General features: G+C 55.6%; 18 protein-coding genes. 10 read left to right on the top strand and 8 right to left on the bottom strand.

What is annotated here, in order from left to right; genetic code table 11:
* Positions 1-10 precede the first annotated feature (10 nt).
* Positions 11-370: a DUF2500 domain-containing protein gene (locus tag AC6HVW_RS19985; RefSeq protein WP_021181509.1), complete on the bottom strand. Its 360-nt coding sequence runs from the start codon at positions 368-370 to the stop codon at positions 11-13.
* Between the two features lie 163 nt (positions 371-533).
* Here AC6HVW_RS19985 and AC6HVW_RS19980 point away from each other — a divergent pair, with 163 nt between their 5' ends.
* Together AC6HVW_RS19980 and AC6HVW_RS19975 are read left to right on the top strand one after the other, a co-directional pair.
* On the top strand, positions 534-1160 hold the full coding sequence (locus AC6HVW_RS19980) for a lysoplasmalogenase (protein WP_071681788.1): 627 nt from the start codon (positions 534-536) through the stop codon (positions 1158-1160).
* Between the two features lie 141 nt (positions 1161-1301).
* Positions 1302-3638 (top strand): zinc/cadmium/mercury/lead-transporting ATPase, encoded by a 2337-nt coding sequence (locus AC6HVW_RS19975; protein WP_071681786.1) that lies wholly within the window; start codon positions 1302-1304, stop codon positions 3636-3638.
* Positions 3639-3687: 49 nt separating this feature from the next.
* Here the strand turns inward: AC6HVW_RS19975 and tusA are convergent, their stop codons facing one another.
* Positions 3688-3939 (bottom strand): sulfurtransferase TusA, encoded by a 252-nt coding sequence (gene tusA / locus AC6HVW_RS19970; RefSeq protein WP_021181512.1) that lies wholly within the window; start codon positions 3937-3939, stop codon positions 3688-3690.
* Between the two features lie 198 nt (positions 3940-4137).
* Between tusA and AC6HVW_RS19965 the strand changes: the two genes are divergently transcribed.
* The 3 genes from AC6HVW_RS19965 to AC6HVW_RS19955 are packed head-to-tail and all read left to right on the top strand — an operon-like array spanning position 4138 to position 5906.
* A complete protein-coding gene (locus AC6HVW_RS19965; RefSeq protein ID WP_021181513.1) occupies positions 4138-4803 on the top strand; it encodes a 7-cyano-7-deazaguanine/7-aminomethyl-7-deazaguanine transporter in 666 nt (221 codons plus the stop codon).
* 48 nt (positions 4804-4851) lie between these two features.
* A complete protein-coding gene (locus tag AC6HVW_RS19960; RefSeq protein ID WP_071681784.1) occupies positions 4852-5286 on the top strand; it encodes a GNAT family N-acetyltransferase in 435 nt (144 codons plus the stop codon).
* 53 nt (positions 5287-5339) lie between these two features.
* Positions 5340-5906 carry a DcrB family lipoprotein gene (locus AC6HVW_RS19955; RefSeq protein ID WP_497569647.1) on the top strand — a complete coding sequence of 189 codons (567 nt, stop codon included), beginning with the start codon at positions 5340-5342 and terminating at the stop codon, positions 5904-5906.
* Positions 5907-5941: 35 nt separating this feature from the next.
* Here the strand turns inward: AC6HVW_RS19955 and glpC are convergent, their stop codons facing one another.
* Genes glpC through glpA form a run of 3 tightly spaced genes read right to left on the bottom strand, consistent with a single transcriptional unit; the run spans position 5942 to position 10048 of the window.
* Positions 5942-7141, bottom strand: a complete 1200-nt coding sequence (glpC, locus tag AC6HVW_RS19950) for an anaerobic glycerol-3-phosphate dehydrogenase subunit GlpC (protein ID WP_071681780.1) — start codon at positions 7139-7141, stop codon at positions 5942-5944.
* The gene (glpB, locus tag AC6HVW_RS19945; protein ID WP_071681778.1) at positions 7138-8409 is read right to left on the bottom strand and encodes a glycerol-3-phosphate dehydrogenase subunit GlpB; all 1272 of its coding nucleotides are present in this window, start codon (positions 8407-8409) and stop codon (positions 7138-7140) included. Before glpB ends, glpC begins: the two co-directional genes overlap by 4 nt.
* Positions 8399-10048: an anaerobic glycerol-3-phosphate dehydrogenase subunit A gene (glpA, locus tag AC6HVW_RS19940; protein WP_071681776.1), complete on the bottom strand. Its 1650-nt coding sequence runs from the start codon at positions 10046-10048 to the stop codon at positions 8399-8401. The genes glpB and glpA overlap by 11 nt, the downstream gene beginning before the upstream one ends.
* Before the next feature lie 361 nt (positions 10049-10409).
* Here glpA and glpT point away from each other — a divergent pair, with 361 nt between their 5' ends.
* Positions 10410-11762 carry a glycerol-3-phosphate transporter gene (gene glpT / locus AC6HVW_RS19935; RefSeq protein WP_021181519.1) on the top strand — a complete coding sequence of 451 codons (1353 nt, stop codon included), beginning with the start codon at positions 10410-10412 and terminating at the stop codon, positions 11760-11762.
* A 103-nt stretch (positions 11763-11865) separates the two neighbouring features.
* The gene (gene glpQ, locus AC6HVW_RS19930; RefSeq protein WP_071681774.1) at positions 11866-12945 is read left to right on the top strand and encodes a glycerophosphodiester phosphodiesterase; all 1080 of its coding nucleotides are present in this window, start codon (positions 11866-11868) and stop codon (positions 12943-12945) included.
* Positions 12946-13068: 123 nt separating this feature from the next.
* Here the strand turns inward: glpQ and AC6HVW_RS19925 are convergent, their stop codons facing one another.
* Positions 13069-13971, bottom strand: coding sequence for a LysR family transcriptional regulator (locus AC6HVW_RS19925; RefSeq protein WP_071681772.1), 903 nt, complete (start codon positions 13969-13971; stop codon positions 13069-13071).
* A gap of 430 nt (positions 13972-14401) precedes the next feature.
* Here AC6HVW_RS19925 and budA point away from each other — a divergent pair, with 430 nt between their 5' ends.
* Together budA and alsS are read left to right on the top strand one after the other, a co-directional pair.
* Entirely contained in the window at positions 14402-15181 is a 780-nt protein-coding gene (gene budA, locus AC6HVW_RS19920; RefSeq protein WP_071681770.1) for an acetolactate decarboxylase, read from the top strand.
* A 28-nt stretch (positions 15182-15209) separates the two neighbouring features.
* On the top strand, positions 15210-16889 hold the full coding sequence (gene alsS, locus AC6HVW_RS19915; protein ID WP_186486931.1) for an acetolactate synthase AlsS: 1680 nt from the start codon (positions 15210-15212) through the stop codon (positions 16887-16889).
* Positions 16890-17196: 307 nt separating this feature from the next.
* Here the strand turns inward: alsS and yigL are convergent, their stop codons facing one another.
* Both yigL and pldB read right to left on the bottom strand, forming a co-directional pair.
* A complete protein-coding gene (yigL, locus tag AC6HVW_RS19910) occupies positions 17197-17997 on the bottom strand; it encodes a sugar/pyridoxal phosphate phosphatase YigL (protein WP_021181522.1) in 801 nt (266 codons plus the stop codon).
* 11 nt (positions 17998-18008) lie between these two features.
* The gene (gene pldB / locus AC6HVW_RS19905; RefSeq protein WP_071681766.1) at positions 18009-19046 is read right to left on the bottom strand and encodes a lysophospholipase L2; all 1038 of its coding nucleotides are present in this window, start codon (positions 19044-19046) and stop codon (positions 18009-18011) included.
* Between the two features lie 105 nt (positions 19047-19151).
* Between pldB and rhtB the strand changes: the two genes are divergently transcribed.
* The gene (rhtB, locus tag AC6HVW_RS19900) at positions 19152-19772 is read left to right on the top strand and encodes a homoserine/homoserine lactone efflux protein (protein WP_021181524.1); all 621 of its coding nucleotides are present in this window, start codon (positions 19152-19154) and stop codon (positions 19770-19772) included.
* Positions 19773-19775 lie beyond the last annotated feature (3 nt).

Below are 19775 nucleotides of genomic sequence, written 5' to 3'. Positions count from 1 at the left end.
TGCGGCGCCCCTACGATTTCTGTGCCGTGAAGGAGATAAAGCGGGTGCCCTGTAGGCTCAGCGTGCCCTGAGCGCCTTTATCTATCTGATTATATTGCTGCTGCGGCAACGGTATTTTGATCTCGCTGCCGCCCGTCAACGGACGGAAGTACACTTCGTAACGCATATCTTCCACCACGATATTTTCCCGCTGCCGCGAACGACGATTCGGCGAGGGGAACTCCCGCTTGGCGCTGACTTCCACCTGCAATGTACGCACCGGCTGACGGTCATTATCCGCATCCTGGCGGCGTTTGTTGAGGTATTGGCGGGTCGCCAGCACCGCGATCAGCGCGATCACGGCAACAAAGAACAACGGTGGCTTACTCATTGACGGTTTTCCTCTTTTATCCGGCGGATTTCATTCACGCCTAAAACCGCGTAAACATAGCATTCGGAAGAAAGCATTGTCGAACCCACGCGCGCTGCTTACACTGAGAAAGTGACAACCTGGAGTTGGTTATCCCGGCTCCCATAATAAATAAGGAAGACATATGAGTTGGCCGTTCCTTGCCGTATTTTTTTCCGGTTGGTTGTTCGTTGATGCCTCCTATCGCGGCCCGCGCTGGCAACGCTGGGTATTTAAACCCGTCACCTTACTGCTGTTGCTGTTATTGGCCTGGCAGGCTCCGGTATTGGGCCCTGCGGGTTATCTGATCGTTTTGGGCCTGTTGGCTACGCTGGCGGGTGATGCCTTATTACTGCTGCCGCGCGAGCGGGTGCTGTACGCCATCGGTGCTTTCTTCCTCTCACACCTGCTGTATACCCTGAGCTTTGCCAGCCAGATGACCTTCAGCCTGTTCTGGCCTTTGCCGCTGGTGCTGCTGGTGATTGGCACACTGCTGCTGGCCATCATCTGGAGCCGGTTGGAAGAGATGCGCTGGCCGATCGCCACGCTGGTCGCTATGACGCTGCTGATGGTGTGGCTGGCGGGGGAACAATATTTCCTGCGCAGTACCGACTTTGGCTTCTCATTGCTGGCGGGTACCTCGCTGCTGCTGCTGGCCAATATCGTCTGGCTGCTGAACCGCTACCGCTTTACCTTCCGCGCGGCAGATGCCGTGGTCGCCTTCTGCTACTTCTCCGGGCATTTCCTCATCGTCCGCTCGCTCTATCTGTAATGGCAGGCTACGGGTCTGGGCAACCGGATCCGTAGCGCCCCTGCAACTAACAATAATTCTCATATCGCGCTTGACTCTGGAGCCAGCTCCAAGGTGTAGAGTGCTTGTTGAGAGGATATTGGATTGCCTAAAGGGGGCGCTATGCAGACTCATAAACCACATAATCACCAAGAGCATCAGCATCAAGAACATAATCACGATCACGGCTGCGGCTGTAGTCATGACCACGCCAAAACCCAGCATGGCTGTAGCAATGAAAAAACCCCGGTGGGAGCAACCGCTGCCCATGACCATCACGCGGCCCACGAGCACGGTGCCAGCTGCTGCAGTAGCGATGGCCCCGACGACCCGGATGAGGAAAGCGACAGGCTGGCTGCCGTTCCCCCTTCCGGCAGCCAGCGTTTCAGTTGGAAAGTCACCGGCATGGATTGCCCGAGCTGTGCCAAGAAAATCGAAAATGCCGTAACGTCGATCCCCGGCGTCGACAGCGCTCGCGTGCTGTTTGCCACGGAAAAACTGGTGGTGGATGCCCAATCCGACGTCAGCATGCGGATCCAGGACGCGGTAAAACAGGCTGGCTTTACCCTGTTGGGGACTAACCCGCCGGCAATAGGCGATGAACCCAAAACCTCCCGGTTTGGTGAGTACGGCCCTCTGCTGCTGCTCTCCGCACTGATGGTGCTCAGTTGGGTTCTCGACTTCTTCAACCCTCGGCTGGGCGAAATTGCCTTTATTGCCACCACCTTGGTCGGCCTGGTGCCGATTGCCAGCAAAGCCTTGCGCCTGATCCGTTCAGGCACACCGTTTGCCATAGAAACCTTGATGAGCGTTGCCGCCATCGGTGCGCTGTTTATCGGTGCCACCGCCGAAGCGGCCATGGTGCTGCTGTTGTTTATGGTGGGAGAACTGCTGGAATCCTACGCGGCCAATCGTGCACGCCGTGGCGTGAAAGCGTTGATGGAACTGGTGCCGGAAGATGCTCTGCTTATCCAGGGCAGCGTACGTAAACGCGTGCCTGTAGCCAGCCTGCGCCCCGGTGACGTAATAGAGATCGCGCCCGGTGGCCGCTTGCCTGCCGATGCCGAGTTGCTAAACCCGTTCGCCAGCTTTGACGAAAGCGCTTTAACCGGTGAATCCGTGCCGGTAGAGCGCCAACAGGGTCAGAAAGTGGCCGCTGGCAGCCTGTCCGTCGATCAGGCCGCGCAGATGAAGGTCACTTCCGAGCCGGGTAAAAATGCCATCGACCGTATCCTGCAGCTGATTGAAGAGGCCGAAGAGCGCCGCGCACCGATTGAGCGCTTCCTCGATCGCTTCAGCCGTTACTACACTCCGGCGATCATGCTGCTGGCCGTGGCAGTGATCCTCGTGCCACCGCTGCTGTTTGCCGAGCCTTGGGAAATGTGGATCTACCGGGGGCTGACCTTGCTGCTGATCGGTTGTCCGTGTGCCTTGGTCATCTCCACGCCAGCGGCCATCACCTCTGGCCTTGCGGCGGCCACGCGCCGTGGCGCGCTGATTAAAGGTGGTGCGGCATTAGAACAATTGGGCCAAGTGCAAACCATCGCGTTCGACAAAACCGGTACGCTGACCGAAGGCAAACCGACGGTGACCGATGTGCTGCCTGCAGACGGCCTCAGCGAACAGCAACTGCTGGCCATTGCAGCAGCTGTCGAGACGGGCTCACATCATCCACTGGCACAGGCGATCGTCAACCGCGCAGCGGAGAACGGGACTGCATTGCCACTGGCCGAAGGCCGCCGGGCTCTGGCAGGTATCGGGGTTGAAGGGAAGGTTGACGGTAAAACTATCCTGATCAGCGCACCGGGCAAGTTGACGGAAAGCCAGTTGAGCAGCGAATGGTGCAGCCAGGTAGAGACGCTGGAAACGGCGGGTAAAACCGCAGTGGTGGTGCTAGAGGACGGGCAGCCTATCGGTTTGCTGGCGTTGCGTGACACCTTGCGTAGCGACGCTAAACAGGCGATTGCCGAGTTGACGCAATTAGGCGTTCGTGGCGTGATGCTCACAGGTGATAACCCGCGCGCTGCGGCCGCCATTGCCAATGAATTGGGGATCGATTACCGCGCCGGGTTAATGCCGGAAGACAAAGTGAACGCGGTAACCGAGCTGAGCAAGTTGCAACCTACCGCCATGATCGGCGACGGTATCAACGATGCCCCGGCGATGAAGGCCGCCAGCATTGGCATTGCGATGGGGAGCGGTACCGACGTGGCATTGGAAACGGCGGATGCCGCGCTGACACACAACCGGTTGACCGGCGTTGCCGAGATGATCCGCATCTCCCGCGCTACCCACGCTAATATTCGCCAGAACATTACCATTGCGCTTGGGCTGAAAGCGATTTTCCTGGTCACCACCCTACTGGGGATGACTGGCCTGTGGCTGGCCGTATTGGCAGACTCTGGAGCAACCGCGCTGGTGACAGCCAACGCCTTACGGCTGCTGAAGAAACGTACATAGTAGAACATCTGTCAGGCCCGTTATGGAAATGGGCCTGACAGCCAAAGGATTATTCTGCCAGGCCCTTACGCAGCAGGTAACGATATGGGGCCTGCTCGGTTTCCTGGGCCACCAGCGTATGTTCCATAAAGCGGCAAAAACCCGGGATGTCGCGGGTGGTGGCCGGATCGTCGGCAATGATCAGCAAGGTTTTACCGTTATCCATATGGCGCACGGTTTTGCGCACCATCATGACCGGTTCCGGACAGCGCAGCCCCAGCGCGTCTAGCGTCTGGTCTGCCTGGGCAAAAATGTCAGTCATACATCTCTCTCGATCTAAAACGATCGGCGAACCCTCGCCGGATCTGATTACCCGCTAGTTTACGCCGGTAGTTTTTCTGCGCAAGATACGTTAACGTTTGCGTTAAATTTAACCATTGCATTGAATGCCCAAACGCGTACCATGTCGCCGCGCAGTTAACAATGGGTTCCCTCACCCCACACTCAAAAAGGCTACATTATGTATTCGTTTACCGATCGACAACGCTTAATCGCGTTGGTTTGGCTATCGCTATTTCACATCGCCATCATTACTTCCAGCAACTACCTGGTGCAGTTGCCGATCAGCATTTTCGGCTTTCACACCACCTGGGGTGCCTTCACTTTTCCGTTTATCTTCCTGGCCACTGACCTGACCGTACGGATCTTTGGTGCTCCGCTGGCACGCAGGATTATCCTTGCCGTGATGGTCCCGGCGCTGTTTATCTCCTATGTGATCTCCACCGTCACTTTCCAGGGTGAATGGCAGGGCTTTGCCGCCTTGACCAGCTTCAACCTGTTTGTAGCGCGTATCGCCGCCGCCAGCTTTATGGCCTACGTACTGGGCCAGATCCTGGACGTGCAGGTGTTCAACCGCCTACGTCAACGCAGTGCCTGGTGGGTTGCCCCCGCCGCGGCCATGTTCCTTGGCAATATCAGCGATACCCTGGCCTTCTTCTTTATCGCCTTCTACAAAAGCAGCGATCCCTTTATGGCCGCCAACTGGGTGGAAATCGCGCTGGTAGATTACAGCTTCAAAGTGCTGATCTGCCTGGTATTCTTCCTGCCGATGTACGGGGTGCTGCTCAATATGCTGCTCAAACGTCTGGCAGAACGCCAACCCGCCAACCGGTTGCAACTGAGTTAACCCGCCTTCTGGTTTATACTGGGCAGCCTGATTTAACGGAGGCTGCCCATGCGCTTAACCACTCGCCAAGCTACACTTGAAGAGATCTACTCTCTTTACCTCTGCATTCCAGAATTTGGCAGTCTGCACAGCCTGAAAGATTTGCAGCAACGCATCGGGGATAACCCTTCTCACGGCTTGATTGCCGAAATTGATGGCCAGGCAGCCGGTTTTAAACTCGGCTATCAAACCGCGCCGGGGGAGTTCTACAGCTGGCTGGGCGCAGTTTTACCTGATTTTCGCCGCAAGGGTGTCGCCCAAACCATGCTGGCGGAGCAAGAGCGTTGGGCACGTTCGCAAGGCTATCAGCAACTGTGGGTAAAAACCCGCAACCAGTTCCGCGCCATGCTAATAATGCTCATTAGCCACGAATATCAGATTTTCACTCTAGAAAAGAAAGGCGAAGTAGACGAGTATCGTCTATTACTTAAAAAAAACCTGTGACATCTAGCCATACGGTCAACCAACTCTATCTGCAAAGGAATAAGGAACACCAGATGCGTAAAGTAACAAAATTGATGGGTATCGGCCTGTTAGTGCTTGGCCTGGCGGCCTGTGATAGCGCCACCAAAGACACTAATGCCCCCGCAGGCAGCGCAGCAGCCAGCGTCCCAAGCGGACAACAGGTGAGTTTATTGGATGGCAAGCTGACCTTTACTCTGCCTAACGGTTTAGCCGATCAGAGCGATAAGCTGACCAACCAGCCAACTAACGTGCACATCTATGCCGACAGCAGCAACCAGCGTGCGGTGATCGTGATCGTTGCTGACAAGGCAGCGGGCGATCTGGAAACCTTGGCCAAGCGCATGGAAGAGCAGCAACACTCCCGCGATGCCAACCTGCAGGTCATTACCAATAAAGCGGTTGAAATTAACGGCACGCCAATGCGTCAACTGGATACCGTGATCACCGTAGCAGGCCAAAAAGCCTACTCTGGCGTGCTGCTCGCTATACTGCCAGACGGTAAGCAACTGACCCTGCAAATCACGCTGCCAGCGGATAACCAGCAGCAGTCTCAAAGCGTAGCGGCTGGCGTGTTCAATACGGTGAAGATCAAGCAGTAATCGCACTGGGCCAGCATGCTGGCCCGTTTAATCTGTTACGCCAATGCCTGTGCTAACAGGGTGATCGGATGTTCACAGCGCTTGCTGGTGGACATCTCGATCTGCCATTTGCAGGTTTCACAATCGGTGATCACCATATCCACTCCGCTGGCTTCAATCTGGCGAAATAGCGAGGCACCAATGCCTTGCGAGGTTTCATAGTTTTCCGACTTGAAGCCGTAAGTCCCGGCGATACCGCAGCACTGCGAGTCCAACACCACCAGTTCCAGCCCTGGGATCTGCCGCAATAACTCCAGCGTATAGGCCGTCCAGCCCATTTTCTCCATATGACACGGCGTGTGGTAAGCCACCCGCAGCGGCGTCTGTTTGAGCGGCAAGGTGCGCCCTTGGCTGAGCAGACGATAGAGATAACGCGTAGCCAGCTCAACTCGTTCACGCACCGCCGAGGTATCCACCTCCAGCAAATGCGGGTACTCGTCACGCAGGGTAAACGTGCAGCTCGACGAAGTAGCCACCACCGGTATGCCTTTGGTCAGGACCGCATCATGCAGCGATTCCGCATTCACTTTAGCCTGCTTCTTCGCCTGTGCAATAAAGCCGTTGGCGATCAGCGGTACGCCGCAGCATTTCTCCCGCTTGAGCAGCTGCACGCCGATATCCATGGCGTTAAACACCTTGATCAGGTCTTTGCCAAGCTGTGGATGGTTGTAGTTAACAAAGCAACCGTGGAAAAACGCCACCTGCTCGGCATAGCGCTGCTGCTGTTCCGCCTGCTGGCGGTACCAACGGCGGAAGGTGCCAAACGAGTATTTCGGCAGCTCACGCCGATGGTCGATCTTCAACGCCTTATCCAACAGCTTGCGTACCGGCTTCAGGCCGGTAGTCGCGTTAACGATAGGGGCAAACGGCGTCGAGAGCGTGCCCATGATGTCAGTGTGGCTGAGGATGGCATCGCGCAGCGTCGGTTTGCTTTGGCTGAAATTGGCCCGTGCGCGTTGGATAATATCGCCGATTTTAACGTCGGAGGGGCAAGCCACTTCGCAGCGCTTGCAGTTAGTGCAATACTTCAGCGCTTCGTCGTAAAGCGCCGGATCTTTCAGCCGCAGGCGCTCCCCATCAGGCCCGGCCTGCTTTGGCCCTGGATAGAGCGGGTTAGCCTTGGCGACCGGGCAATAAGTGGTGCAGACGGTGCATTTGATGCAGCTCTCGAAGCTGTTGTCTGGTAACAGACTCATGCTGAAACCTCCTGTGCCAGGATCTGTTGGGCAACGTGCAGCGCGCCGAGCAGCGAAACCCCAGCGCCACAGCCCTGCTGCAACGGATCGTAACCGCCAGCCACGGCACCGATAGCATACAGATTGGTCATCGCCTCCCCCTGTTTTAACGCCCGTAGCGCGGTATCGGTCTGAACCCCAAATTGCAGGTACGGCTGCGGAGCAAACAGATTGGCATCGCTCCAGTCGGCGCGTTCGGTTTTGCTGTAAACGTCGAGGCCAAATACCGGCTCACGAATGCCGTCAAAAGCGGCCACCAGGCCGTTGCTGAAGAAGCTGCCGCTGGCCAGTATCACCTGCTGCGCCCGCAGCGGAATATCGGTGTGATTGCGGGTATACAGACCGGTGACGCGCTGCCCGTCGAAGCTGGCACGCAACACGCTATCCCCCGGCATAAACACCCCACCCAGTTGTTGCAAGCGCTGGCGCAAGGCCTGATGCAGCCGCATGCCGAGCACGGAAGGCGGCAGCGTGGGTAACAGATAAACGGGCTTACCGACCAACCGGCGCAACGTCATCAACGGTTCATCATCCTCTAACCCCAGGCAGGCTGGCAGGAGGATGGCCTCAGCCTCTCCTGCCTGGCGCGTGATCTCCTCCGCCAACTGAGTCAGATGTTCTGGCAGATCCAGTACGCGGGCGATATTCACCGCGCGGAACTCGCTGGGATTATTACGTAGACGATCCAAAACAGGCAGATGCAAAAATGCCACCTCAGCCTTGAGACCCTGCTCTTGCATCAATGAGCTGGCCGCCATCTGCGGTTGGAAATCCAGAAAGCCTTCAATCCCCAGCATGGCGATATTCTGCCACGGCAACTTGCTGCCCAAGGGAGAGACAGGGATCGCCAGGGGGCTGAGCCAGGTGGCACGGCGGGTCCCGAGAGGGGTCACGCGTAGATGGTTTTGGCTGCTATCACCCTGCATCTGCCACCCGCAACGCTGTAGCAATTGCTCAGCCTCCGTTGCCAGCGCGGCCACCTGTGTGGCTCCCATCAGGCTATACGGATGCTGCGGAGCCTGTTGCGCCAGTTCGGGCAAGGCAGACAGAGGCGATGCCACCGGCGTACCATCGGGCAGATGGGCCAACAGATCGAGCGAGCCGGAAGAAAAATAGAGCGCGCTTTGGCCGGAACTGACTACCGCGCAGCGCTTGCCATGCTCGGCTAAACGGATAGCACAGCTCATCCCGGCCAAGCCACCACCAATCACCACCGCATCAAATTGCATCATCCGCCTCCTGCTTAGGATCGCCTTGCGCATCTAACCCACATAACCCTTGATATACCCAACTGGTGAATTCGCTCTCCCGTAGGGCATCGCCCCAGGCGATAGGCCGCACGCCTTTCCAGCGTTCATTGAGGAAATGGGACAGTTGGGTGATGGATTGCTGCGGCGTTACCACATTAAACCGCGTCAACAAACCTGCGGCACGGCAGGCACACAACTCACCCTGGCAGGTCCCCATACCCACGCGGGTACGGCGGCGCAGATCGACCAGATTGTTGACGGTCAGAGAATCCACCGCATAGCGCACCTCACCGGCGGTCACTGCTTCACACTCACACACCAGGCTGTTGTCCAGCCGGTTGCCAGAAGGGACCAGGCTGGCGCGATCGCCATGGCGGTATACCGCCGAACCCCGGATGCTGGCAGGCAGTGAAACCACGCTGCGCACCGTTTCTTCGGCGCTCTGGCGGGAACCGGGCAACGCCACTTCCGCCGTGGTGCAAGGGCTGTCGATGCCTAGCTTGGCGCAGACCAGATCGGTGGTCCATTCGGCCATCAGCCGGTAAGTCATCAACTTGCCGCCGGTAATGGTGATAAAACCTTCCAACCCATCGCGCGCCGCATGATCGAGCAGCACGATGCCACGGCTGACGTTACGCCCGGAGGGATCGTCGTCGCTGGCGACCAGTGGCCGCACGCCCGCATAGGCACGCAGAATGCGCGTTTGCGCCAGTTTCGGAGCCAGCAGCGTGCCTTCGCGGATTAATATATCCACTTCCTGTGGCGTCACGACCATGTTGTCGATCTGGTCGTAATCGATGTGGGTAGAGGTGGTGCCAATCAGCGAGATGGTGTCGCCAGGCACCAGAATGTCGGCATCCGCTGGTTTGCGGCAGCGGTTAATCACCATGTTATTGATGCGATGGCCCAGGATCAGCAACGCCCCTTTAGCAGGGAACATACGGATGCGCAGATCGGCATACTCGGCAATTTGCTGGCCCCAGATCCCGGCGGCGTTGACCACCACCTGAGCATGAATATCGTACTGCTGTGCAGCCTTGTGATCGAAAACGCGCACGCCCGTAACGCGATCGCCAGTACGTAACAAACCGGTAACCTGATGATAGGTGAGGATTTGTGCGCCATGTTCACGCGCATCAAGCATGTTGGCCGCCGTTAAGCGGAAAGGATCGACGGTGCCATCCGGCACCCTCACCGCGCCGATCAGCGCCGGGTTAGCCGCAGGTTCCAGGCGTAATGCCAGCGCGGGGTCAATAGCTTCGGCCTCAATCCCGGCGCTGCGACAGGCGGCAATAAACTGCTGCTGAAAGGCCAATGAGTCCTGAGGCAAGGTAATGAACAGGCCGTCGGTACGCTCGATGCAGTGGTGGGCAATACGCTTGAGGATGCGGTTTTCTTCAATGCATTCGCGTGCCGATTCACCGTCGGTGACCGAATAGCGCGCTCCGCTGTGCAACAACCCATGGTTGCGGCCAGTAGCGCCAGTGGCGATGTCATGCCTTTCCAGTAAAACGCAACGCAGACCGCGCCGCGCGCAGTCACGGGCAATCCCCGCGCCGGTAGCGCCGCCGCCAATGATGATCACGTCCGTTTCGGTGATTGGTGAGTTGTTGCTCATCACGCCCCCTGAGCCTGTAGTTATGGCTTTATTTAGCCACAGTCAGTAGGGTTTTTGTTTGATAAGGAACAATAACGAACAGAAAACGAAAATAATATGGCCATAAAAAGCCATGAATGTGACAAACATCACGTATTTGTGCTATTTAGCCATTCCAAAATGTTAACCGATCACTCAAAATTCGCCACAGTTTCATAAAAGTGTAACAAATGAGCCATCCATCACGGTGTGACCGGGGGGTTTTCTCTAGCATTGCGCTCGTTATGGAACATTTAACAACACTTCAGGTATCCGCAAGCTCATCTTCAGGACAGCCGTTTCCTGTTGAGGCAATAAACAGATAAAGCCATCGGAGGCGCTCATGTTGAGTATTTTTAAGCCAGCCGCACACATTTCTCGTGTGCCAGTCGACAAGGTAGACCCGCTCTACCGTAAGCTGCGCTGGCAGATTTTTATGGGGATCTTTTTTGGTTACGCCGCCTACTATCTGGTGCGTAAAAACTTCACCCTGGCGATGCCGTATCTGATCGATCAGGGCTTCAGCCGTGGTGACCTGGGCTTCGCGCTGTCAGGGATTTCCATCGCCTACGGTTTCTCCAAGTTCATCATGGGGTCGGTTTCAGACCGCTCCAACCCGCGCGTATTTCTACCCGCCGGCCTGATACTGGCCGCTGCCGTCATGCTGTTTATGGGCTTCGTGCCTTGGGCAACCTCCAGCATTGCCGTGATGTTCGTGCTGCTGTTCCTGTGTGGTTGGTTCCAAGGTATGGGCTGGCCGCCTTGTGGCCGTACCATGGTGCACTGGTGGTCGCAGAAAGAGCGTGGCGGTATCGTTTCGGTATGGAACTGTGCGCACAACGTCGGTGGCGGCCTGCCTCCACTGCTGTTCCTGCTGGGTATGGCCTGGTTTAACGACTGGCATGCGGCGCTGTATATGCCTGCCTTCGGTGCGATCCTGGTGGCCCTGATCGCCTTCGCCTTGATGCGTGACACCCCGCAATCTGTTGGTCTGCCACCGATTGAAGAATACAAAAACGACTATCCGGATGATTATACCGAAGAAGCAGAAGAAGAGCTGACAGCCAAGCAGATCTTCATGCAGTACGTGTTGCCAAACAAACTGCTGTGGTACATCGCGATCGCCAACGTGTTCGTGTATCTGCTGCGCTACGGCATCCTGGACTGGTCACCAACCTACCTGAAAGAAGTGAAACACTTCGCGCTGGATAAGTCCTCCTGGGCCTACTTCCTGTACGAATACGCCGGTATTCCAGGCACCCTGCTGTGCGGCTGGATGTCGGACAAGGTGTTTAAAGGCAACCGTGGTGCCACCGGGGTGTTCTTCATGGTGCTGGTAACCATCGCCACCATCGTTTACTGGCTGAACCCGGTAGGTAACCCTGGCATCGATATGGCCTGTATGATCACCATCGGCTTCCTGATCTATGGCCCAGTCATGCTGATCGGCCTGCACGCGCTGGAACTGGCACCGAAGAAAGCGGCAGGTACCGCCGCCGGCTTTACCGGTCTGTTCGGTTACCTGGGCGGCTCGGTCGCAGCCAGCGCCATCGTCGGCTATACCGTTGACTACTTCGGTTGGGACGGCGGCTTTATGGTGATGATCGGCGGCAGCATCGGTGCGGTGATCCTGCTGGTGCTGACCATGATCAGCGAGAAGAAACACCACGCAGAAATCGCGGCTAAACGCGGCTAAAAGCTAAGCGGGCGCAGTATGCAGCGCCCCTACCCTTTATCGTTAATCTAAGGCCGCGCTTGTGCGGCCTTTTTCTTACCTCTACAACATGGAGCTACACAGAATGCGGACTCAAACCAAAGCCCTGCTGACAGGGATCATTCTTGCCACTTCAATGCTCAGTGCCGCCCAGGCTGCGGATAAAGTCGTTATCGCTCACCGCGGTGCCAGCGGCTATCTGCCGGAGCATACGTTACCGGCCAAGGCAATGGCCTACGCGCAGGGCGCCGACTTCCTTGAGCAAGATCTGGTGATGACCAAAGACAACGAGCTGGTAGTGTTGCACGACCACTATCTGGATCGCGTCACCGACGTTGCCGAACGTTTCCCGGACCGGGCGCGTAAAGATGGCCGCTACTACGCCATCGACTTTACGCTGCCTGAGATCAAATCACTGAAGTTCACCGAAGGCTTTGATATCAAAGACGGTAAGCAGGTGCAAAGCTACCCTGGCCGCTTCCCGATGGGCAAATCCGACTTCCGCGTCCACACCTTCCAGGAAGAGATCGAGTTCGTGCAGGGGCTCAACCATTCAACCGGCAAGAACATCGGCCTCTACCCGGAAATCAAGGCCCCCTGGTTCCATCAGCAGGAAGGAAAAGACATCTCCACCAAGGTGCTGGAAGTTCTCAAGCAATACGGTTACACCAGCAAGAGCGACAACGTCTATCTGCAGTGTTTTGATGCCAACGAGCTCAAACGCATCAAGGATCAGCTGGAACCCAAGATGGGGATGGATCTGAAGCTGGTGCAGCTGATTGCCTACACCGACTGGAACGAAACCTACGAGCAGAAGGCCGATGGCAAGTGGGTCAATTATGACTACGATTGGATGTTCAAACCGGGTGCGATGAAAAAGATCGCCCAGTATGCCGATGGCATCGGGCCTGACTATCACATGCTGATCGTCGAAGAGAAATCCAAGCCGAACAAGATCGTGTTGACCGATATGGTCAAGGACGCTCACGCCAGCAATATGGCGGTACATCCTTACACCATTCGTGCCGATAAGCTGCCTAAATACGTCACCGACGTGAACCAGCTGTTCGACGCAATTTACAATCAGGCGGGCGTTGACGGCGTGTTTACCGACTTCCCGGACAAGGGCGTCCAGTTCCTGCAAAAGCAGGGGCAACATAAGTAACGACGACTCCCCCACCGGGTTATCCGGTGGGGATCAGAACCAAGTCTGCCGTAACAGCAAAGCAACCACATAAATGCCTATGCCAGAGGCTGAACCGGGATTGAAAAGCTCGATCGAGCCACTTCATTGCCAGCTTGGAGGTTGACCAATACGCTCAGTGAGCAAACTCATAAAAACGCTCAATTTGGCCGAAATTCTGGCTGCTGGGCGCAATAGATAGATCCCTTGTTCCTCGCCGCGTGGATCTGCCAGCAGGGGCAACAAACTTCCTGCCTGAATATCCGGCCCCACCACCCAGTTAGGCAAAAAAGTGATGCCTAATCCGAGTAATGCCGCTTGGCGTTGTGCCGAGAAATCATCACAGCGCAGCACCATCTTGCACTGATTCATCAGAGGTTCACTGAGGATTTGCGCCCAGCAAGCGGGTTGCTGTTTGTGATAGCGGGCGATCAACTGATGATCACGTAACTCCTGTAGGTTGGCCGGTTTCCCATTGCGAACGATATAGTCCGGGCTGGCACACATGAACCAGCGCTGTGTAGCGATGCGGTTTGCGTACAGTGAACTGTCTTTCTGCTCGCCAATACGGATGGCGGCGTCCAGCATTTCTTGTTTCGGATCGGTCTGGCGTTCGGTGAGATCCAACTCAACTACCAACCTTGGATAACGCTGGATTAGCACCGGTAAGAGCGGCAACAGATAGGTTTTACCGAAAGTGGGCAAGCAACTGATACGCAGCACGCCTTGCGGAGTCTCGTTTTGCGCTGCCAGTTCGGCGCGGATATCGATGATTTGCGTAAGCAACTGTGAGGCGCGCTTTTTCAGAATTTCACCAGCTTCGGTCAGCACCAGGCCGCGAGTTGAGCGCACAAACAGCATGACGCCAAGTTCACCTTCCAACGTATCGATATGCCGCACCAATGAAGAAGGCACCATACCCAGTTTTCGTGCGGCGGCAGAGAAGCTACCCAATTGGGCAACATCGAGAAAGATCGGCAAATGTTCGGCATAGCGTGCGTCATTCATCTTTGCATTATATGCAAAAGCATTTCTTATGAATACTCAGTTCTCTACCGGCTGAGTTAACGTTACTCTACCCCCTCAGTGAAGCAACGGCATCATGCTAAAAAAATTCAATTATCAAGATAAAAATCCTTAACACATTCTTTATGAGCTAAAAATAAGACATTGTTTAGTGAATTTATCTGCCGCGTTCATTTTCAAACTAATACCACATTAACCGAGAATGTGGTGTGTCACGGTTAAAATCATTAGAAGGTCTTTGTTTTACCTAGACTCTGGTTGAGTCCGGCACGTTGCCTGTTTGTGTCACTGTTTTTTGCCGTTGCCAGCTGAAGGGTTCTAAGTGAGCACTTTAGCAGCGGCAGGTTTGCTCATGTTTTAGAGCATTTAAACGCATCGTACCTTAGGTGCCGTGCGGGTGGAGGAGGTAGTAATGAATGAAAATCATGGCTGTTCATGTGCGCAGCAGCTGGCGCATGGTTTTGCCAGGCAAGTGCTGGATTGTGGTCAGGGGGAAATTTATCAGACCTCATTGATGAGCGCCTTGCTTGATGGTGTTTACGAAGGGGATGTCACTATCGCCGAGTTGCTCAAACACGGTAACTTCGGCCTGGGGACCTTCAACCATCTTGATGGCGAACTGATCGCTTTTGATCGGGAAGTTCATCAGTTGCGTGCAGATGGCAGCGCCCGTGCGGCCAATCTGCAACAAAGAACGCCGTTCGCGGTGGTCACTTTTTTTCAGCCTAGTGTGACGCTAAAGATTGAAAAACCGATCTGCAAAGCCGACCTGCACCGGTACATCGACCAGCAGGTAGCTTCACCTAATCTGTTCTGTGCGCTACGGGTTGATGGTCTGTTCAGCCATGTGGAAACTCGGACCGTACCGCGGCAAGAGCGACCCTACAAACCGATGCTGGAAGCGATCGAAGCGCAGCCGACCTTTGCATTTCAGCAACGCAGCGGCACATTGGTGGGGTTCCGCTCACCTGATTATATGCAGGGCATCAGTGTTGCGGGTTACCACGAACACTTTATCACCGACGATCGCATCGGTGGGGGTCATGTATTGGATTATCAGCTCGATCATGGCCGTCTGCAGTTTGGCGTGATCGCTCGTCTCAATCTTCAATTGCCGCACGATGCGGATTTCCTGCGCGCCGACCTCTGTCCAGAGGATTTGGATTGCGCCATTCGTTCTGCCGAGGGTTAATCGGCGTCGTTTTTTCAGGAGGTGGATTATGGTTGGTTCAGACAATCACTGGCGGTGTGGGGCAGATTTGGTGGTTAAAAATCTGCACGCGCAGGGTGTGAAACAGGTATTTGGTATCCCCGGAGCTAAAATAGACCGCGTATTCGATGCGTTGGAAGATGAACCTGAGATAAAAACCGTGGTGGTACGTCACGAAGCCAACGCGGCGTTTATGGCAGCAGCAGTTGGCCGCTTGACCGGCAAGGCAGGGGTCGCACTGGTGACCTCCGGGCCGGGCAGTTCTAACCTGATCACCGGGTTGGCCACCGCAACCTCCGAAGGGGATGCGGTGGTGGCCTTGGGCGGAGCGGTAAAACGTGCTGACAATCTGAAACAAACACACCAGAGCATGGATACCGTCAGCATGTTCCGGCCAGTAACCAAATATTGTGCCGAGGTACATACCGGCTCCGCCATTTCAGAAGTCATGGCCAATGCGTTTCGCAGTGCTGAATTTGGCCGTCCTGGGGCTGCGTTTATCAGCTTGCCGATGGATATCATCAATGAACCGGTTACGGCACCGGTGCTGACCGGATGCCGCTCACCCCGTCTGGGGGCCGCTTCAACCGAAGACATTCATGAGGCGCTTAAACTGATCCAGCAGGCGAAATGTCCGGTACTGTTACTGGGGCTGCAAGCCAGCCGCCCAGAAAACAGTGCCGCAATACGCCATTTGTTACAGCGTACGCATATGCCGGTGGTAGGAACCTATCAGGCCGCCGGAGTGATTGACGTTAATGATTTTTCCCGCTTTGCTGGCCGCGTCGGGTTATTCAACAATCAGCCTGCCGACCAACTGTTGCAAAAGGCCGATCTGGTGGTCAGTGTGGGTTATAGCCCGATCGAATACGACCCCTGCATGTGGAACAGCCAAAGGCGGTTGATGCTGGTACATATCGATGTACAACCGGCCGAAATTGATACCTGTTACCGCCCAGATGTGGAGCTTATCGGCAATATCAACGCCACTATCAATTTGCTGACCGAAGGTTTCAGCAATGTGCTCAGTATGCCTGCCGAGGTGGAACTGATCTTATCCGATCTCGGCCTACAGCGCGCAGAGCTGGCAGAGCGTGCTGCAGGCCGTGGCGGCATGCCGATTCATCCGTTGCGCATCGTCAAGGAACTGCAGGATATCGTCAGCGATGACGTGACGCTATGTGTGGATATGGGGAGCTTCCATATCTGGATCGCTCGCTATTTGTATTGCTTCCGCGCCCGCCAACTCCTGATCTCCAATGGCCAGCAAACCATGGGGGTTGCCCTGCCGTGGGCCATTGGTGCGGCGTTGGTCCGGCCGGGAGACAAAGTGTTATCCATCTCCGGCGATGGGGGATTTATGCAGTCGAGCATGGAGCTGGAAACCGCAGTGCGGCTGAAAGCCAATATTGTGCATGTGATTTGGGTGGATAATGCCTACAACATGGTGGAGATGCAGGAGGTGAGTAAATATCAACGCAAGTCTGGTGTAGAGTTTGGCCCGATTGATTTCAAAGCCTATGCAGAGGCATGCGGCGCCGTCGGATTTGCAGTGCAATCAGTGGAGGATTTGCGGTATATGTTGCGTAAGGCTATGGAAATTGAGGGGCCGGTGGTGGTGGCGATCCCGGTAGATTATGCTGACAATTACAAACTGATGGCTCAAATGAACTTTAGCCAAATGATTTAATTCGGGCTAGGGAAAACGTTCCCTTAGGCTATCCCTTGGAGACTGTAAACGTCGTTCACCTGACGGTGCACTAGGCTTGGAGGGCATTTGCCTTGCTGTTTCAATAACGTAAGTGCTCTGCTATAAGCCGTGCTTTATGCCGTGGCTATCAACAGCCGGCACAGATCGGTCGGATGGCGTCGGTACCAACACAGACGTTTTCCATCTCAGGTGCATAGCACTGAACCCAATGGTAAATCGTTTTGTAGCACGGAATGTGAGCTGAGTCGCTCGGCGGGCGCAGCCGGTGAAGACTGCGCCCAATCAGTTAAATCGAGTACATTTTACGCAGGTAATGAGGCACCGCGTCGTCAACGTTGGAGCCAATCACTTCCAGCTCCGGTAGTTTGTCTTTCAGACGCTGCTGGGCATCCTGCATGATGCAGCCTTTCCCCGCCATCGACAGCATTTCCAGATCGTTCATGCCGTCGCCAAAGGCGATGCACTCTTTGAGCGAATAGCCGATGATCTTGGCGACTTCTTCCAACGCATGGCCTTTCGAGACGCCACCGGCCATCACTTCCAGGCAGGTTGGGAACGAGAAGCTGACGTTGACCCGATCGCCCCAACGCGCGTTGATGGCATCTTCCAGCGGCAGCAGTTTTTCATGATCGTCGCAGGTGAAATACACCTTGCACACGCCATCGGTTTCCAGCAAGCCCGGCTCAAACAACTGATATTTAAAGATCGATTCCTGGAAAAAGGCTTCCTGCTCCGGGCTTTCACGGTTCATGAACCAGTCGTCGTTGCGGTAGACGTTGGTCAGGATCTCCTGGTTGTCGTGCATCATGTTGTACAGATCGCGGGCGATATCCTCATCCAGGTTGTGGCTGAAGATCAGCTCACCGGCGGTGTTATGTACCCGCGCACCGTTGGAGGTGATCATAAAAGCACTGATGCCGAGATTATCGCGGATCTGGGAAACGTCGATATGGTGGCGGCCGGTAGCGAAAACAAAGTGCACGCCCTGCTGCGTCAGCAGCTGCAGCGTTTCTTTGGCGTACGGTGTCAGGGTGTGCTCAGGGGACAGCAGAGTGCCATCTAAATCGGAAGCAACGACGTGATACATAGCGATATGTTCTAACCTCTAGTGGAATTTTCGGCGGCAGCAGTACCGCCTAAGTGCTGAGCAAAGAATCGCAGGATTGCGTTCAGTGCCTCGGCGCGCATCGCGTCCCGTTCAAACAGGATCTCATGGCGAGCGCCTTTGATAACCCACGGTTTTCCCCCTTCACAAGGGTGCCCCGCGTCTGACAGTGCCTGACAAAAAGCGCGCTGGGAACGGTTGTCTACCACCCGATCCTCACCGGCCTGCAATAATAAAATCGGCGTAGTGATGTTAGCAGCCTGGGCAATGATCTGCTGCCCGGCCTGAATACTTTCCTTAACCCAGTGATAAGTTGGCCCACCGACCCGCAGCTCTGGATGATCGGCGTAATAACGCAGGTTGCGGCGATAACGCTCGCGGCTGTGGGTCAGCGTATTGACCACAAAGGGCAAGGGACGCCAATGCCCGGTGCCTACCGCGTAATAGTCACGCAGCCCTGGGCGCTTTTCCGTCCAGTTCAAAATACCGTTGGCCATCCAGCCCGGCATCGGCAGATAAATACCCAACATCGGCGCGCAGAGTGCTACTGCGGCAAACGCCTGTGGCTCACGTGCCAAAAACTGAGCCAGTATCGCGCCCCCCATCGAGTGTGCCAGCGCGACGTGCTGCCGGTAACCCAAGGGTTTAACCTGCTGATGATAAAACTGGGCAAAATCGTCTACGTAGTCGGCAAAGTTTACCACATGCCCCCGGTGAGTATCTGCCAGCATCCGCCCGGATAACCCCTGACCACGATGATCGATGATCATCACGTCATAGCCGCAGTGAAACAGATCGTACGCCACTTCGGGGTACTTGATATAGCTTTCGATGCGCCCGGGGCTTATCACCACCACCCGCTGGTGTAACGGGGAAGCTAAGCGCACAAAGCGGATGGGTACGCCCCCGACGCCGGTGAACTCCCCTTCCTCACGTCCCCGCCAAAAATCCAGCAGTGGCCCGGTCGCGAAGGCAGAGAACTGCTTTTCACGGTTTAACCATTCAGCTGGATCGAGGGTGATTGACGACATGGCCTACCTTTTAACGGGATGTTCAGAGAGGTAAATGTGATCTCTGGCACGGGAAATCATACTAGCGTATTGTGGCACAAATTGGTGTATTCAGGGAGCATTGCAATGACCTTAGACTGGTGGTTAACCTATCTGCTGACAACCCTCATCCTCAGTCTTTCCCCCGGTTCCGGTGCCATCAACACTATGAGTACCGGCATCAGCCACGGCTATCGCGGGGCAGCGGCGTCAATTGCAGGCCTCCAGGTTGGCCTGAGTATCCATATCGTGCTGGTGGGGATTGGCCTCGGCGCGGTAGTCTCCCAATCGCTGTTGGCCTTTGAGCTGCTGAAATGGTTTGGTGCGGCCTATCTGGTGTGGCTGGGTATCCAGCAATGGCGCGCCGCAGGTGCGTTGGATCTGCACACTCTGGCAGGCACCATGCCACGACGTCGTCTGTTTCGCCGCGCCGTACTGGTGAATCTGACCAACCCCAAGAGCATCGTGTTTCTGGCGGCACTGTTCCCGCAGTTTATCATGCCCAACCAGCCCCAGGCCGAGCAGTATGTCATTCTCGGCGTCACCACGGTGGTGATCGATATTCTGGTGATGATTGGCTATGCCACGCTGGCCACCCGCATTGCCGGTTGGTTAAAGACCCCGCGCCAAATGCAGTTGTTAAACCGGATTTTTGGCTCGCTGTTTATTCTGGTGGCGGGATTACTGGCAACGGCTAGAAAGGCATGATCT

The sequence above is a fragment of the Serratia sp. NCCP-200 genome (genome assembly GCF_059697885.1).
The sequence above is the reverse complement of the archived record's forward strand: the minus strand, read 5'-3'. Positions and strand labels throughout refer to the sequence as shown.